The organism is Sphingomonas telluris, from assembly GCF_022568775.1.
In the GTDB taxonomy this organism is placed as follows: Bacteria; Pseudomonadota; Alphaproteobacteria; order Sphingomonadales; family Sphingomonadaceae; genus Sphingomicrobium; species Sphingomicrobium telluris.
Genome location: NZ_JAKZHW010000001.1, coordinates 2,137,301 through 2,150,280 on the forward strand (window position 1 = coordinate 2,137,301; position 12,980 = coordinate 2,150,280).

General features: G+C 62.6%; 14 protein-coding genes. 9 read left to right on the forward strand and 5 right to left on the reverse strand.

The window, feature by feature from the left end:
• Window position 1 precedes the first annotated feature (1 nt).
• From LZ016_RS10880 to LZ016_RS10890, 3 genes are all read left to right on the forward strand, one after another.
• Window positions 2-946: a hypothetical protein gene (locus tag LZ016_RS10880; protein ID WP_241447393.1), complete on the forward strand. Its 945-nt coding sequence runs from the start codon at window positions 2-4 to the stop codon at window positions 944-946.
• Between the two features lie 77 nt (window positions 947-1,023).
• Window positions 1,024-1,500 (forward strand): hypothetical protein, encoded by a 477-nt coding sequence (locus tag LZ016_RS10885; protein ID WP_241447394.1) that lies wholly within the window; start codon window positions 1,024-1,026, stop codon window positions 1,498-1,500.
• Window positions 1,501-1,528: 28 nt separating this feature from the next.
• Window positions 1,529-2,119 carry a tellurite resistance TerB family protein gene (locus LZ016_RS10890; RefSeq protein WP_241447395.1) on the forward strand — a complete coding sequence of 197 codons (591 nt, stop codon included), beginning with the start codon at window positions 1,529-1,531 and terminating at the stop codon, window positions 2,117-2,119.
• Window positions 2,120-2,334: 215 nt separating this feature from the next.
• Here the strand turns inward: LZ016_RS10890 and LZ016_RS10895 are convergent, their stop codons facing one another.
• Complete coding sequence (locus LZ016_RS10895) at window positions 2,335-2,808, reverse strand: Lrp/AsnC family transcriptional regulator (protein WP_241447396.1); 474 nt, start codon at window positions 2,806-2,808, stop codon at window positions 2,335-2,337.
• Window positions 2,809-3,383: 575 nt separating this feature from the next.
• Here LZ016_RS10895 and LZ016_RS10900 point away from each other — a divergent pair.
• The 3 genes from LZ016_RS10900 to LZ016_RS10910 are packed head-to-tail and all read left to right on the forward strand — an operon-like array spanning window position 3,384 to window position 4,421.
• A complete protein-coding gene (locus tag LZ016_RS10900) occupies window positions 3,384-3,605 on the forward strand; it encodes a hypothetical protein (protein WP_241447397.1) in 222 nt (73 codons plus the stop codon).
• A gap of 40 nt (window positions 3,606-3,645) precedes the next feature.
• Window positions 3,646-3,960: a hypothetical protein gene (locus LZ016_RS10905; protein ID WP_241447398.1), complete on the forward strand. Its 315-nt coding sequence runs from the start codon at window positions 3,646-3,648 to the stop codon at window positions 3,958-3,960.
• A 38-nt stretch (window positions 3,961-3,998) separates the two neighbouring features.
• The gene (locus LZ016_RS10910) at window positions 3,999-4,421 is read left to right on the forward strand and encodes a GreA/GreB family elongation factor (RefSeq protein ID WP_241447399.1); all 423 of its coding nucleotides are present in this window, start codon (window positions 3,999-4,001) and stop codon (window positions 4,419-4,421) included.
• A gap of 11 nt (window positions 4,422-4,432) precedes the next feature.
• Here LZ016_RS10910 and LZ016_RS10915 read toward each other — a convergent pair whose 3' ends face one another.
• The gene (locus LZ016_RS10915; protein WP_241447400.1) at window positions 4,433-4,591 is read right to left on the reverse strand and encodes a hypothetical protein; all 159 of its coding nucleotides are present in this window, start codon (window positions 4,589-4,591) and stop codon (window positions 4,433-4,435) included.
• A gap of 698 nt (window positions 4,592-5,289) precedes the next feature.
• Here LZ016_RS10915 and LZ016_RS10920 point away from each other — a divergent pair.
• The gene (locus tag LZ016_RS10920; RefSeq protein ID WP_241447401.1) at window positions 5,290-6,306 is read left to right on the forward strand and encodes a PAS domain-containing protein; all 1,017 of its coding nucleotides are present in this window, start codon (window positions 5,290-5,292) and stop codon (window positions 6,304-6,306) included.
• Here the strand turns inward: LZ016_RS10920 and LZ016_RS10925 are convergent, their stop codons facing one another.
• Both LZ016_RS10925 and LZ016_RS10930 read right to left on the reverse strand, forming a co-directional pair.
• Window positions 6,307-6,696, reverse strand: coding sequence for a response regulator (locus LZ016_RS10925; RefSeq protein ID WP_241447402.1), 390 nt, complete (start codon window positions 6,694-6,696; stop codon window positions 6,307-6,309).
• Window positions 6,697-7,056: 360 nt separating this feature from the next.
• Window positions 7,057-7,740, reverse strand: coding sequence for an SIMPL domain-containing protein (locus tag LZ016_RS10930; RefSeq protein ID WP_241447403.1), 684 nt, complete (start codon window positions 7,738-7,740; stop codon window positions 7,057-7,059).
• Window positions 7,741-8,190: 450 nt separating this feature from the next.
• Here LZ016_RS10930 and LZ016_RS15715 point away from each other — a divergent pair, with 450 nt between their 5' ends.
• Window positions 8,191-10,845, forward strand: coding sequence for a tetratricopeptide repeat protein (locus LZ016_RS15715; RefSeq protein WP_241447404.1), 2,655 nt, complete (start codon window positions 8,191-8,193; stop codon window positions 10,843-10,845).
• Between the two features lie 23 nt (window positions 10,846-10,868).
• On the opposite strand, the gene LZ016_RS10940 is transcribed toward LZ016_RS15715, so the two are convergent.
• The gene (locus LZ016_RS10940; protein ID WP_241447405.1) at window positions 10,869-11,792 is read right to left on the reverse strand and encodes a TolB-like translocation protein; all 924 of its coding nucleotides are present in this window, start codon (window positions 11,790-11,792) and stop codon (window positions 10,869-10,871) included.
• Window positions 11,793-12,263: 471 nt separating this feature from the next.
• Between LZ016_RS10940 and LZ016_RS10945 the strand changes: the two genes are divergently transcribed.
• Window positions 12,264-12,980: TIR domain-containing protein (locus tag LZ016_RS10945; RefSeq protein WP_241447406.1), on the forward strand; the 717-nt coding region annotated here is incomplete at its 3' end.

Consider the following 12,980-nt stretch of genomic DNA (forward strand, 5'->3'; position numbering starts at 1 on the left):
CATGCGCGGCACCTTGTCTCGCGTTGCGATGCTGAGCGCATTCGTAAGCCTCGCAGCATTCATGGCCCAGGAAGTTGACGCTCGCGGTGGTCGCGGTGGCGGTGGCGGTCGCGGCGGTGGCGGCGGCTTCAGCCGCGGTGGGGGCGGCGGTGGGTTCAGCCGTGGCGGTTCCACCAGCATGAGCCGCGGCGGCAGCATGAGCCGTGGCGGCGGCGGCGCAAGCCGCGGCAGCTACAACCGCGGCGGCTCCAGCATGGGCGGCTCCGGCTTCAGCCGGGGCGGAAGCTACAGCCGACCGGGCGGCGGCAGCTATGCTCGACCCTCAACCGGTCCGGGCGTCCGCAACGCACCAAGCGCTGGCAATCGCATGGCCAACGCGGGTGGCCGCGGTGGCGTTGGAGGCGTCGGCGGCGCCGGTAGGCCAGGTGGAGTTGGGGGCGTCGGCGGCGTCGGTGGTGCTGGCGGCGTCGGCCGGCCCGGCGGAGCCGGTGGCGTCGGAGGAGTAGGAGGCGTCGGAGGAGTTGGTGGTGCAGGCGGCGTGGGCAAGCCAGGCCGGCCAGGCAACCGCCCCGGCCAGGGCGGTGGCGGCATCAACAACGGCAATCGCAATAACATTAACAACAGCGGCAACACGTTCAACCGCAACACCAACATCGACGTCGACAACGACTGGGGTGGGGGCTGGAACGGTTGGGGCGACTATCCGCTGGCAGCGGGCATTGCGATCGGCGCGACAGCGGCATGGGCGACGGCGGTGGCCTACGGGTCGGCCTACTACGCGCTTCCGCCGGCCTGCTCACCGTACCCCTATCATTCCTACACCTATTACTCGTGCGGCGGCGCCTATTATCAGCCGCAGTACGAAGGCGACACGGTCGTCTATGTGTCCGTTCCCGACCCGGCCACGGTCAGCGTGCAGCAGCAACCGCCTGCACCGGCACCGTAGGACGAATGATGATCACGGCCGCTTCGGTCCCTCGCCGGACCGAGGCGGCCGCTGCACTAGGAGAGGGGGCGTATAGAATGGCGACGGCAACCGCGACGACGACCCACGACGCCTTGATGCCCGACGCGGCAATGGTTCACTCGAACCGGCAGCGGCTCTTCCTGCTCTACTTCGTCGGTGCCCTGGTCGACCTCGTCGTGCTCGGCCTGTTCAACGAATATTCGGACAAGGTCTACGTCGACACGTTCACGACGATGCTGCTCGCATCGATCGTGCTTCAGTTACTGCTCAAGGCCACCATCGCGGTCGAGCATTGGGTGGCCGGCCACTTCAAGGACAAGGTCGGTGCTGGCTGGAAGACGCTGAGGTTCTTCTGCGCCTGGCTCGTCCTGTTCGGGTCGAAGTTCGTGATCCTCGAAGCTCTATCCCTCGCCTTCAACGAAGACGTGAAATTCGAGGGTGTCTTCCACGGCATCGTCTGGCTGATTATCGTCGTCGTCACGATGGTCATTGCTGAAGAGCTTGTGGTACGTATCTACCGCAAGCTTGCCTGACCAAGGCCGCAAGAACGGGTGCGATGCGATGGACGACAAGGGACTATTCGGCGACCGCGAAAAGGCGATGGAGGCGAACTATTTTCGCCAGCAGGACGAGCGGCTGCTCGAACGCCTGCGCCAGAACGCCAAGCTTGAGGAAATCGCCGGGGCTCTCGCGGAGAAGCTTCAGATCGACAATCCGGAGCTTCTCGAGCGCGTAAAGGCGCTAGGAATTACGGTCGATACGGCGCCGGCTTTCTTCCTCGCTCCGCTGGTGCAGGTAGCCTGGTCCGACGGCTCGGTTTCCCGAAAGGAGCATGAGACGGTCCTGCGGCTTGCGCAGCAGCGGGAAATCGAGACCGGCGCTCCGGCCTTCGCGCAGCTGGAGGAGTGGCTCCGCCAGCGTCCCTCGGACAAGCTGTTCGACACGGCCGTCGAAGTCCTGAAGTACGGCTTCGCAGTCCTTCCGCCCAAAGAACGGGAAGAGCGCATCAAGCGCATCGTCGATGCCTGCCATGACGTCGCGTCAGCCTCCGGAAACGGCCTCGCCACGCTCCTTGCGCTAGGCAACACGGTGGAAAGTAGCGAAGAAGCCACTCTCGACGCGATCACCGCGCGCCTGCGGATGCACAACTAACGGAAGTGGCGGAGCGGGAGTCCGCCGCACTCATGGCTTCAACGTATTAAAATAACGGCGAAAAACGTTGGTTCTGGGTGTTTCTCCCAACATTTAGCCCCACGGCGATGACTCGCGTCTCACGTTTCGGACAGTTTCGTGGCGCTTTGGCTTAGTGTCAGCTTTCGACCCATTCCTGCCACTAGCGGACCGTCGCTATCGATCCGATGCGAGCATCATTTGATCTCGACGGGGTAGCCGACGAAGAACTTCGGCTTGTTCATCATCACATGAGTGTTGATCCGGTCCACGCCGATCTCGGTCATCCGTTCAGCCAGCCGAGTCCATTCGGCCATATCGGCGACCACAACCTTCAAGAGATAATCATAGTCACCGGTCATGTGAGACGCTTCCACGACCGCGGGCAAATCCTGGACCAAGCGTTCGAACCGGCCGAGCTCGTCAGGACTGTGCCCCTTGAGCGTGACTTCCGCGTACAGCACCAGTCCGACATCCAGAGCAAATGGGTCTACTCGCGCGTGGTAGCCGCGGATCACTCCGCTACGTTCCAGTCTTCGCACCCGCGCTAGGCAAGCGCTCGGCGACAGCGAGACCTGCTCCGACAGCGCATGGTTTGTCAGCCGTCCGTCCGCCTGAAGTGCCGCCAGGATCCGGCGGTCGATCCGGTCGAGTACGTAGTCTGCGGCCATTGCACGCGAACACCGCAGAGTCTGCGGTGCAGGTCAAGCCCTTCGAGAGCACCTGCGGCGGCACTTCGGCTAAAAATCTCTTATCATGATGCAAGGAGAGAGACGTGAAGACGCAGACCTACGACGAGCCTCTGACGACCAGAGACAAGGTCGAGGGGCTGATGTTCGGAATAATTTTCGCGATCGGATTCCCGGCACTCGTCTTCGTGACGACGCAGTGATGGATAACGACCGGACGCGCCATCGCGAGGAGCTGCTCGATCAGGCGCTGGCGGATAGCTTTCCTGCCAGTGACCCCCCTTCAATCACGCAAGGCAGCACGAGCAACCTTGTGCCCTGCCGCGGGTTGTCCATATTGAACTTATGACTGGGCACTCTCAGTTCACTCGGCCGCAGCTCCATCCAGAGAGCAGCACGGCACGACTCTAGCGCCCTAAGCGGCGCCTGCGGGAAGCAGGGCTCTTAGGGCCCATGCCATGAGCCGCGCATCGCACCGATGCGAGCGCACATCCTCATTCCAATGACGAGCAAACGAGGCCTGCGGGCTGGTTGCTGCTCGTCGGGAGTAGAGTCCCGTGACTAAGCAACGTTTTGCAGTTGAATTCGATCGCCGCACTGTCGGCATCGCCGTTCGCGTTGGCGGCGGCTTCATCTTCTATGCGTCCGACGACGCCTTTCGCCAGATGGATGGCCGCATCTTCCGCCGGGCGCGCGCCATCGAGCGCGAGCTCGAGCGGTGCGCCCAGAAGACGATGCGGGCCAGGGTCCGCGCCGCGCGCGGATTATTGCCCGCCTGAAATCGGGCCACGCGAGATCAACCAATTTTCGGAGCAAACAATGACCTATCTCACCCAATCGGCGGGCAATCCACACCCATATCGAACCGATCGACAGCAAGTCGCCGACGTGCTGATGCGATATCCATCGGTCAGCTCAAGGGAAGTCGAGCAAGTAATCCGGTTCCTTCAGACGGGCCGCCACCTCGATATTGGCCTGCTGACGAGCGACGAACGCATTCGACGGAACCTCGATCACTTCATGGAAGACCATAAGGAGCGCTTCCGAGTGAAGTGGCACGAGGTCGCAACAGTCACGATCATGTTGATCCTGATGCTCGCCAGCCTTTGGTTGCTGGGCGCCGCACTCAGCTAGGCCGCAACAAACTGCCAAATGATCACAAGGATAAGAAAATGACCAATGCTTCAGCGAAGGAGCATCGACCGCCAATCCACCTGCTCGCAGCGGAATCCGACATGGTTGCAGACATGGCGCTGGTTGCCGAACATCGTCAGCCCGTCGTTACGGCTATGTTGCTCGAAGAGATCGAACGCGCGGAGTTGCACGATCCCGACACGATGCCGCCCGGGCACGTTCGCCTGAACTCACACGTGACCTTCATCGATGAAAAGACGGAGGAGTTGCGCGAAGTCCAGATCGTGCTTCCCGCCGACGCGAATATCGAAAAGGGACGGATATCGATCCTGACGCCAATGGGCGCAGCGCTGTACGGGCTGGGCGAAGGGCACACGATTCGTTGGCCCGACTTGTTCGGCAATTACCGCCCGATCCGCATAGTCCGGGTCAAAGAGGCTGGGACGACTGCCGACGCCTGATGCCACCGCCGTCAGATGTTCGACTGGTCCGCCGGAACACCCGCGGGCAAGGTCGCAGCGTCTTCGGCATAGGCCCGGGCCGGTTCAGTCCGGGCCTCCAGGCCGTAGCAAGTCTTGGAGACCGAACCCAACGAATAGCCGATTGGCACGCGGGAAGAGGAGAGTTGCATTGGCCCGTTACATTCTGCGCGCTACCGGCGTAGCAGGTCCCGTAGCGTTCCAGGAGCGTCTTACGATTGAAGCTGCTTTAGGAAAGCGCGGGAGCTGCGTGACGCCCACTTCAGCCATATCGCGATATTCAATGTCCTGACTGGCGTTGAGATTACCGACCTGGAGTCGCTCCTGGTGACGCAAAACGCATCCGACGGTCCGCAGAATTAATTCTGTCGGAAACAAGGCTCGCTATTGGCCCACTAACTGGCGCTAGGACCGGAAGCCCGTTCCGCTTTCAGCCTGGCAAGGTCAGCCTCGCCTTCTTCTGCCATCCGCGCCAACTCGAAAGCGACGGCACGATCCGTCGTTGAGCGCGATAGCCGTCGACAGAGTTCGATCCGGTCCTGCATGTGTTTCAGTGGGTCTTCGTCGCCAAACTCGTACATTCCAGGGTCGATAATCCGATACAAGCGACGTGGGAAATGATCCTCGTGGCTAAATTAACTACGGCTTTAGACCGAATATCGCATTCAACGGTCTCCCTCCTTTAGACGCCTGCTTTTGCCGCCTGCGACAGAGGCCACTCGCTCTGAGTCCCACGGACCCACGAGCTTCCATACTCGTTCAGATTGCCTGATACATGTTAGAGGTACCGAGGGCGTGTATTTCGCGGGCGCGCATCTGTCCCGACCGCCCTGAGAACGAGAGGAACCTGGTGAGTTCAGCAATCAGCGAGGCACTCGCAAGGGCAGCAGATCAGATATCCTTCCAACAGCTCGCCGACGCCATGCCTCAAATGGTTTGGTCGACGCAGCCGGACGGCGCACACGATTATTACAATGCGCAATGGTATGCCTTTACCGGTGCTCCGGAGGGATCGACCGATGGCGAGGGCTGGAACGGCATGTTCCATCCGGACGATCAAGAGCGTGCTTGGGCCCGTTGGCGCCATAGCCTGAGGACCGGTGAGCCCTACGAGATTGAATATCGCCTTCGGCACCACAGTGGTGAATACCGGTGGACACTCGGAAGAGCGCTTCCAGTGCGGGACAACGATGGGCACATTGTCCGTTGGGTCGGCACTTGCACCGACATCCATGAGCAGAAGCAAATCGGTCAGCAAAACGAGATTTTGAGCCGCGAACTGAGCCACAGGATCAAGAACATCTTTGCAGTCGTAAACGGTCTGATCGGTCTCTCGGCCCGACAGTTTCCGGACATGAAATCCTTTGCTCGGCAAATGCAGGCGCGCGTCGCTGCACTGGGGCGAGCGCATGACTACGTTCGCCCTCACAGCGAGGACAGCGCACGGCACGAGGGCCCGTCGACCCTGCACGCATTGTTGACAGAGTTGCTTCTGCCCTACCCCGCGTTGGACGAAGGACGATTGACGATCAGTGGCGATGATATTTCGGTCGACGATCGATCCGCGACTCCCATCGGCCTCGTCTTCCATGAACTCGCGACGAACTCCGCCAAGTATGGCGCGCTGTCCACGCCCGTAGGAACAGTTCGCCTCGTGTCGTCAATTCAAGACGGGAGAATTCGGCTCAGTTGGGAGGAGTTAGGTGGCCCGCCAATCCTGCAGGAGCCCGATCTCCAAGGCTTTGGAACGCGTTTGACGGACATCAGCGTCTTTCAGCAGCTGGGCGGGGAGCTTGTAAGAGACTGGCGCACCGAGGGCTTGGTCGTCGCGATCGATTTACCGGCCGCGGCGCTTAGCCGTTCCTGATCAGTGGAAGCAGCGTAGAGAAGGCGGCGCTTCCTCGGCCTTGCTGAGAGCAAACGCGACCGCCGACGTCAGGCTGGATTCGTTTGTGGGCTTAGTGAGGACACCAATCGTGCCAGCGATCCCGTCGCCAAGCAGCCGAGGGTTGGCCGTCACAAACAACACTTTGGCGCGATGCTCGTTGGCTAAGCGCCGGCCGATCTCCGGCCCTGTCAGACCGTCGCGCAAGTTGAGGTCGACCAGAGCGAGGTCGACGTTCCGGCCGGCGAAAGCCAAGGCACCCTCTAGGTCAGCCGCGATTCCAACGACTTCATAGCCGCGCTCTTCGAGAATGCTTTCCATTTCGAGTGCGACAAGAACTTCGTCTTCGACGATGAGGATTGAATCAGCCATACGCGAGCAACTATCCTCAACATGCCGGGTTCCGGCGCTTTTCATGCGATCGCTGCTGCTGCGTACATTACCAGGCGAAGTGAACGGCGCGGTGCTCCAGTACCCGCGCCGTTGGCGGAGGCTAGTGGGAGCTTTCGACCCATTCCTGCCATTAGAGCTGCGCGGCTAGGGACAGGCGCGAAACGGCCGGAACGCCCTGTTGAACAGTCCGGGGGGCCCCCGCAGGCCGCCCTGGGGGCAGTACGCGCCTGCAGGATGCCCCCCGCCATGCGTGGCAAAACTCAACGGCGGCCCCGATTTTCTAACCGTGGCGAAGCTCGGCAGCTTTCCTCCATTGGAACCTTCGAGGCCGGGGACCGCCTAGCGCTCCATCCGGTACAGCAAATTGAGCGTAACGCCTGTTTCCAGCTGACCCGGAGCCACGATGCCCCCATCGCGTTCGGGCGCGGGCGGCGGCGGAGGTGGCGGTGGTGCGGATGCATTCATGACTCGTGATCCAGTGACGATTACTTCCGAGCCGCGATAGGAGACACCCTCCTCAACCGAGAGCAGCCGGACGGACGTGAAGCCGTTGTTCCGCGCATACTCGGTCGCTTCCGCCTGGCCCCGCGCCATGGCGCGAATGCGCGCTTCCTTCCTCAATGGAGCAGGATCGGCGATCGAGAAGTTTGGGCCGTAAACAGAATCCGCACCAGCCGTCGTGAGGCTATCGAGCAAAGAGGTTAGCGTATCGATGTTGCGCGTCTTGATCTGCACCGAGTTGCTGGCGATGTAGCCGATCAGCGTCTGGCGTCCCTGACCACCGGGGACATTTTCCCAGCGATAATCCGGCTGCAGCTGAATCCCTTGGGTCTGGACGTCACGCTCGCGGATCCCAGCCGCGCGAATGGTCGCTAGCAGTTTTTCCGTCTTGGTCTTGTTCGCTGCAACCGCTTGCGTCGCAGTCGGAGCCTTAGCCTGCGTTCCGACCGTCATGCTCGCCTCGTCGGGAGGGGTTCTCAACGATTCCGCGATATTGACGCGCACCAGAGGAGTGCTCGCCATTTCAGAAATGCTTGCCGTAGGCGCCTGTTGCGCCAACGCGATCCCTGGGTGCATCAGCACGGCGAACGACGACACGGTGATTGTTACTAACTTGCGAACTGGCACGGTACTCTCCCCCAGACTGCGGTAGAAACGGTCCGCCCCGATCCTGAGACGCGGGTGTGCTGGAGATCCTTTGAGCAGTTCGAAATTAATGGCAGCTTTCCACCCAAAGCTGCCACTAGGGAAGACGAGCTCGTGAAGGTAGCTTTCCCCATCCACCTCTGAACCTAGCCCAGAGGCGGTCCATGACGCCAATCGGCCCAGTGGCTGGCCTGATATTCGCCCGCGAACGCGATTCTACCCGCAAGGAGCCGTTCTGCTTGGCTGGACCAAAGACGGTGTATGTTGCATGTTAATCGCCTCGAACGGGGGCGTGATCATGCTGGTTTCGTTGGGGAATATTTGGCCGTGAACGTCGCCGAGCGGCTTGCGCGCGGCGCATCCGGTTCGGCCATCGTCGCGCGATGTCTTGGCGCGTTCCGTCTCGAAGATCCGTCCGGCAACTCCGTCCCGATCCGCACTCGCAAGGCGCGCGCCTTGCTTGCCGCCCTTGCGATGCAGGGGCGCGCGATGTCGCGCGACGCGCTCGCCGATCTGCTGTGGAGCGACCGCGGTGAAGCGCAGGCGCGGTCAAGCCTCCGGCAAACCATTTTCGAGCTGCAGCATCTCCGACCACAGGACGGCTCATTCCTGATCGCCGGGCGGGAAGAGGCCGCGGTCCGCCGCGAAGTGCTCGTCACGGACCTCGAACTGATCCGGACCGCCGCAGCAACCGGTGATTGGCCGCGCCTGATGACCCTGCTGGAATCGAGTGACCCCGGACTGCTGACCGACCTCGACGGGCTCGATCCCGAAATGGACGACTGGCTGCGGTTGCAGCGGGCGCATGAGCCTGCGAGGAGCTTCGGATTTGCTGTCGAAGCCGCGGAGCGTTGCGCAGCGCAGGCAGGCCCGCGTGCGGCGCTGGACCTGGTTTGCGAGATCCTAAGGCTCGATCCGGTGAGCGAGGAGGCGCGGCGGCTCGCAATGCGTCTGTCGCACGAGGTGGGTGACAAGGTCGCGCTCCATCGCCACTTCACTGCCCTGCGCGACCGCCTTCGCGATGACTTTGACGCCGAGCCGTCAGAGGAAACGCTCGGCCTGTTCAAGACGCTGTCGAACGGCAACGGCAAGCCCAAGCGGGTTGCCGCGGTGACGGACGTTGAACTGGTTTCGCCCGCAAAGCCCAGTCGGTGGGCGCCGGCCATCGCGCGCCTGATTCTGCTCGTGGCCCTCATCGCGTTTGCCCTGACATTGTTCCTGCGCAGTCCCCAGGGCCCAGCGGACCGCGTGGTGGTCGCGGTGCTGCCGTTCGACCAGCAGCCTTCTGATCGCAGCTTCCTGGCCGAAGGTCTGTGGGAACAGACACGTGGCGCCCTGACGCGCAACAGGTCGATCCAAGTGCTCGGTCGGACGACGACCGAAGCGATGGCGCGCCAGCACCTTGCGCCCGACGAATATCGCAAGCGTTTCGGTATCACTCACATCCTGGAGGGCAGCGTCCGGCGCAGCGGCGACGAGCTGCTGGTCTCCGTGACCCTCTCCCGCACCAAGGATGGTGTCGCCGTCTGGCAAGATGCGTTCCGCGGCCGCATGGGCCAACCATTCGCGCTGCAGGACGCCATTGCGAACGGAATAGAAGGCAAGCTTCGCGCTCGGCTTTCGCCTGGGGGAGGGCGGCGGGCCGACCAAATAGCCACGACGCCTCAGGTCTACGCGCTGTACAGCGAGGCGCGGCGCCTGATCGGCACTAGAGAGCGCGCCAACTTCAAGAGGGCGGAAGCGCTTCTGCGCGACGCCGTCCGACAGGACCCGAACTATGCGCCGGCCTGGTCTCTGCTGGGTGCGGCCATCCAGTTCAACGGACGGATCGCGATCGCGGATTCGAAAGCTGGTGCGGAGGCAGAGGCTGCCGTCCGAAAGGCGCTGGCGATGGCGCCGAACTTCGCTCCGGCGCACGCCACTCTCGCACTGCTCCAGGGCGAAGGGTCTCCGGAGGCAGAACCGCAGCTTCGACGCGCCGTGGCGCTCGATCCCAGCTACTCCGAGGCTTGGAGCTGGCTAGGTAATTCGCTCTACGCGCAGGGCCGGCACCGCGAGGCAATGCAGGCGTATGGGCGCGCTCTCGAGCTCGATCCCCTGTTGATACCGGCCGTGGTGAATTACGCGATGACCGCGGCTGAGCTGGGTGACCACGCAACAACCGAGCGGCTGGCGCGGAAAGTCGCGGCGGCCGGAGCCAGCCCGGAGCTGATCGTTAGCCTGAGAGCGTCCGACGCGTACATTCGCCGGGACTATTCCGCCGCGCTGAAGCTGCTTGCCGAACGGGGCAGGGACGCGAGCGGCCATCCGAAGCGCCTTCTGTGGGGCGACTGGTTCGAGAGCCTGACCGGAATCGGCTATTACGACGCGCTCCACCTGATCACCGGGTGCCCGGACTGGTATGCACCATTGGTCAGGGGTCAGCGTCTTCCGCCGACCGTCTTCGAAGGGAAGCCGGTCGCGCCCGAAGAGTTCTGGACGTCGGAGTTCTTTTCTGCGCCGGCTGCCCGGGCGATGATCCTTCACGGCCGCAGCTCCGACCTGGTCCGACTTTATCGCGCAGGTTTCCGGAACGCGGACGATTTCATAACCCGGTCGGAGCGCCGCGCGCTATTCCCCGTGCTGGCCTCGGATATCGCCGTAGCTCTACAAGCCGAGGGGCAGGAGGATGAAGCGCGCTACTTGCTCGACTCGGCCGCGACGCGCCTGGAGATGGTCCTCAAGAGGACGCCGCTCGCAGACGCCACCGGTCAGCTTGCTATGATTCGGGCCGTCCAGGGCGATCGGGCACAGTCGGTAACACTCCTGAACAAAGGGATCGACCGGGAGTGGCTGCCGAACGGCCGCGACGTGGCACTCGACCTGGCGCAGGAGCCCGCATTCGAGGGGCTTCAAGGCGATCCGGGGTTCGAGGCCGCCCGCAAGCGCATCCTGGATCATATCGCGGAGGAAAGGGCGGAGCTCGGACCGTTGAAAGTCTGAGCCCCGCCCGGCCCCCAAGAAAGCTAGTGGCCGTTCTTCGACCGGGTCGACGTGTATATGTCGGCGGAGCCTTCGCCGGGCCTCGTGGACCCGAACATCAGCCGCGTGCCGTCCCACGAAAGCGACGCGCGCGTATCGTTGCCCGAGCTGCTGATGCCGTTTTCCAAGTGCACGGCCGTGCCCCACGCGTCGTAGACCGACGTCCGGGTGGATGACCAAATGTCGGGGCCGCCGAGCGTGCCGGTGCGCGTAGAATCCCAAACGATCTCCAGCCCGTCATGGCGCACATTCGGACGCGCATCGCTGGCGGAGCTGTGGACGCCGCCTTGGGCCATCTGCGCCGGGCCGAGGTCCACGCTGTAGAAGATCTGTTGGCGCGGCGCTCCGACGCGGGTGCTGGAGAAATAGAGATATTCATGTCCGTCCGCCTCGAACCAAGACGGACTCCACTCCTCGTAAGGGCTGTTGATCGCGTCGGCGCCGCGGGGCAGCGCCTGGGGAGTCCCGAAGCCTTTGTTCGGCAGGTCCTTGACGACATAGATGTCCGTGTCAGTCGCGCTTAGCCGGCGGACGAAAAAGAAGCGGTTACCGCGGGCCGGTGAAGGGCAGAATTCGTCCGCGGCCGTGTTGATTTTCGGCCCGGCGTTAACAGGCGTTCCCCAGCCGGCGCCGCTGCGGGGCGCAATCCAGATGTCAAGCCCGCCATATCCCCCGGGTCGATTGGAAGCCATGTAGAGGCTGCCATCGTACGGATTGAGGATTGGGCAGCCGTCGTTCGATGGAGTGTTCACGGACGTGCTCGATCCGGGCAGCGATTCCGCGCTGACGGGCGCGCTCCAGTCGCCATATTCCGCCGCGACTGCGACTCCGCCCATTGCGACCGCTATCGATCCACACACCAGCCCGGCACGGATCGACGGCGGGCGCCACCAAACATCCTTACGCATGCTCATTTCTCCCTATCGGCTTCGCGCAGCGAGCGCGTGCAAAAAGGATGGGCGGACCTCCGTTCGCTCGGCGTAACCGCGGCGTTAGCCCGCCGTTAAATCTGCTTCAGAAGGCGAAGCCACCGCTCCCAATCCGGCCCCGCAGGCTCTACACGAGTCAAGCTGCCGCAGAGACTAACCAGTGAAGCGATTCCGTCGAAGGGAGTGACCATTCCTAGCGGAGGAGCGCTAAAGGCAGGCCGATCTACTCCTGCGATTACGACTAGATGGCATGTGCGCAGCTCGCGCCAGCCTCGTTATGTCCCGAATGCCGTCGAACGGTTCCATCAGAGCATGTTGCACCGCCTGTGGCAGCTTTCCACCCGTTCCTGCCACTAGCCCGTCAAGCATCATGGACGCTATCCACTGCTGACTTGAAATCGAAATATTGCTCGCAATAGTCATGTAGCCGACACATCGTCCGGGGGCACGATGACTGCGACCGACCTGTTCGTTTCGTACAAGGCCGAGGACCGCGCTCGCGTAAGGCCGCTCATCGAAGCGTTAGAGGCCCAAGGCCTGAGTGTCTGGTGGGACGTTCACATCGGCGGTGGCGCCAATTGGCGCGAGGACATTGAGGATCACCTCGACGCAGCAAAGTGCGTCATAGTGGTTTGGACCAAGCGCTCGGTCTCGCGTGAGGGCAATTTCGTGCGCGACGAAGCTGCCCGTGCTCAACGCCGCGGAATCTATCTCCCAGTTCGGCTCGATGCTGTCGACCCGCCGTTGGGTTTCGGAGAAGCGCAGGCGCTCTCTCTGATCGGTTGGCGGCGAGATGTCGCCGACCCCCGCTTCGCGTCTTTAGTAACGGCAGCCAGGAATATCATGGCCGGCAAGGCCTTGGCTCCAGGCCGTCATGCTTCTCGGCCGCCAAACCTGTCACGGCGGCTCGTAGTCGGTGGAGGAATGGGCGCAATTGCGGCAGTCGCAGGCGGCTGGTGGCTGTTCAAGCCAACGGTCGCGAATGCCAGCCGCATCGCGGTTCTGCCATTCGCTGATCTCTCCGGTTCACACGACCAGGCTTACTTCGCTGAAGGGATTGCAGAAGAGCTTCGTTCGGCACTGTCGCGTATCGGCTTGCAGGTGATCGGTAGAGCCTCTTCCGACGCGGTTAGTGCGATGGACACAAAAGCCGCGGCTGCGAAGCTC

What these genes read in the sequence shown, in the direction of transcription:
- LZ016_RS10940 (WP_241447405.1), bottom strand. Translation starts at nt 11,792, where the DNA reads ATGCGTAAGGATGTTTGGTGGCGCCCGCCGTCGATCCGTGCCGGGCTG.
- LZ016_RS10880 (WP_241447393.1), top strand. Translation starts at nt 2, where the DNA reads ATGCGCGGCACCTTGTCTCGCGTTGCGATGCTGAGCGCATTCGTAAGC.
- LZ016_RS10910 (WP_241447399.1), top strand. Translation starts at nt 3,999, where the DNA reads ATGACCAATGCTTCAGCGAAGGAGCATCGACCGCCAATCCACCTGCTC.
- LZ016_RS10930 (WP_241447403.1), bottom strand. Translation starts at nt 7,740, where the DNA reads ATGGCGAGCACTCCTCTGGTGCGCGTCAATATCGCGGAATCGTTGAGA.
- LZ016_RS10890 (WP_241447395.1), top strand. Translation starts at nt 1,529, where the DNA reads ATGGACGACAAGGGACTATTCGGCGACCGCGAAAAGGCGATGGAGGCG.
- LZ016_RS10925 (WP_241447402.1), bottom strand. Translation starts at nt 6,696, where the DNA reads ATGGCTGATTCAATCCTCATCGTCGAAGACGAAGTTCTTGTCGCACTC.
- LZ016_RS10895 (WP_241447396.1), bottom strand. Translation starts at nt 2,808, where the DNA reads ATGGCCGCAGACTACGTACTCGACCGGATCGACCGCCGGATCCTGGCG.
- LZ016_RS10885 (WP_241447394.1), top strand. Translation starts at nt 1,024, where the DNA reads ATGGCGACGGCAACCGCGACGACGACCCACGACGCCTTGATGCCCGAC.
- LZ016_RS10915 (WP_241447400.1), bottom strand. Translation starts at nt 4,591, where the DNA reads ATGCAACTCTCCTCTTCCCGCGTGCCAATCGGCTATTCGTTGGGTTCG.
- LZ016_RS10905 (WP_241447398.1), top strand. Translation starts at nt 3,646, where the DNA reads ATGACCTATCTCACCCAATCGGCGGGCAATCCACACCCATATCGAACC.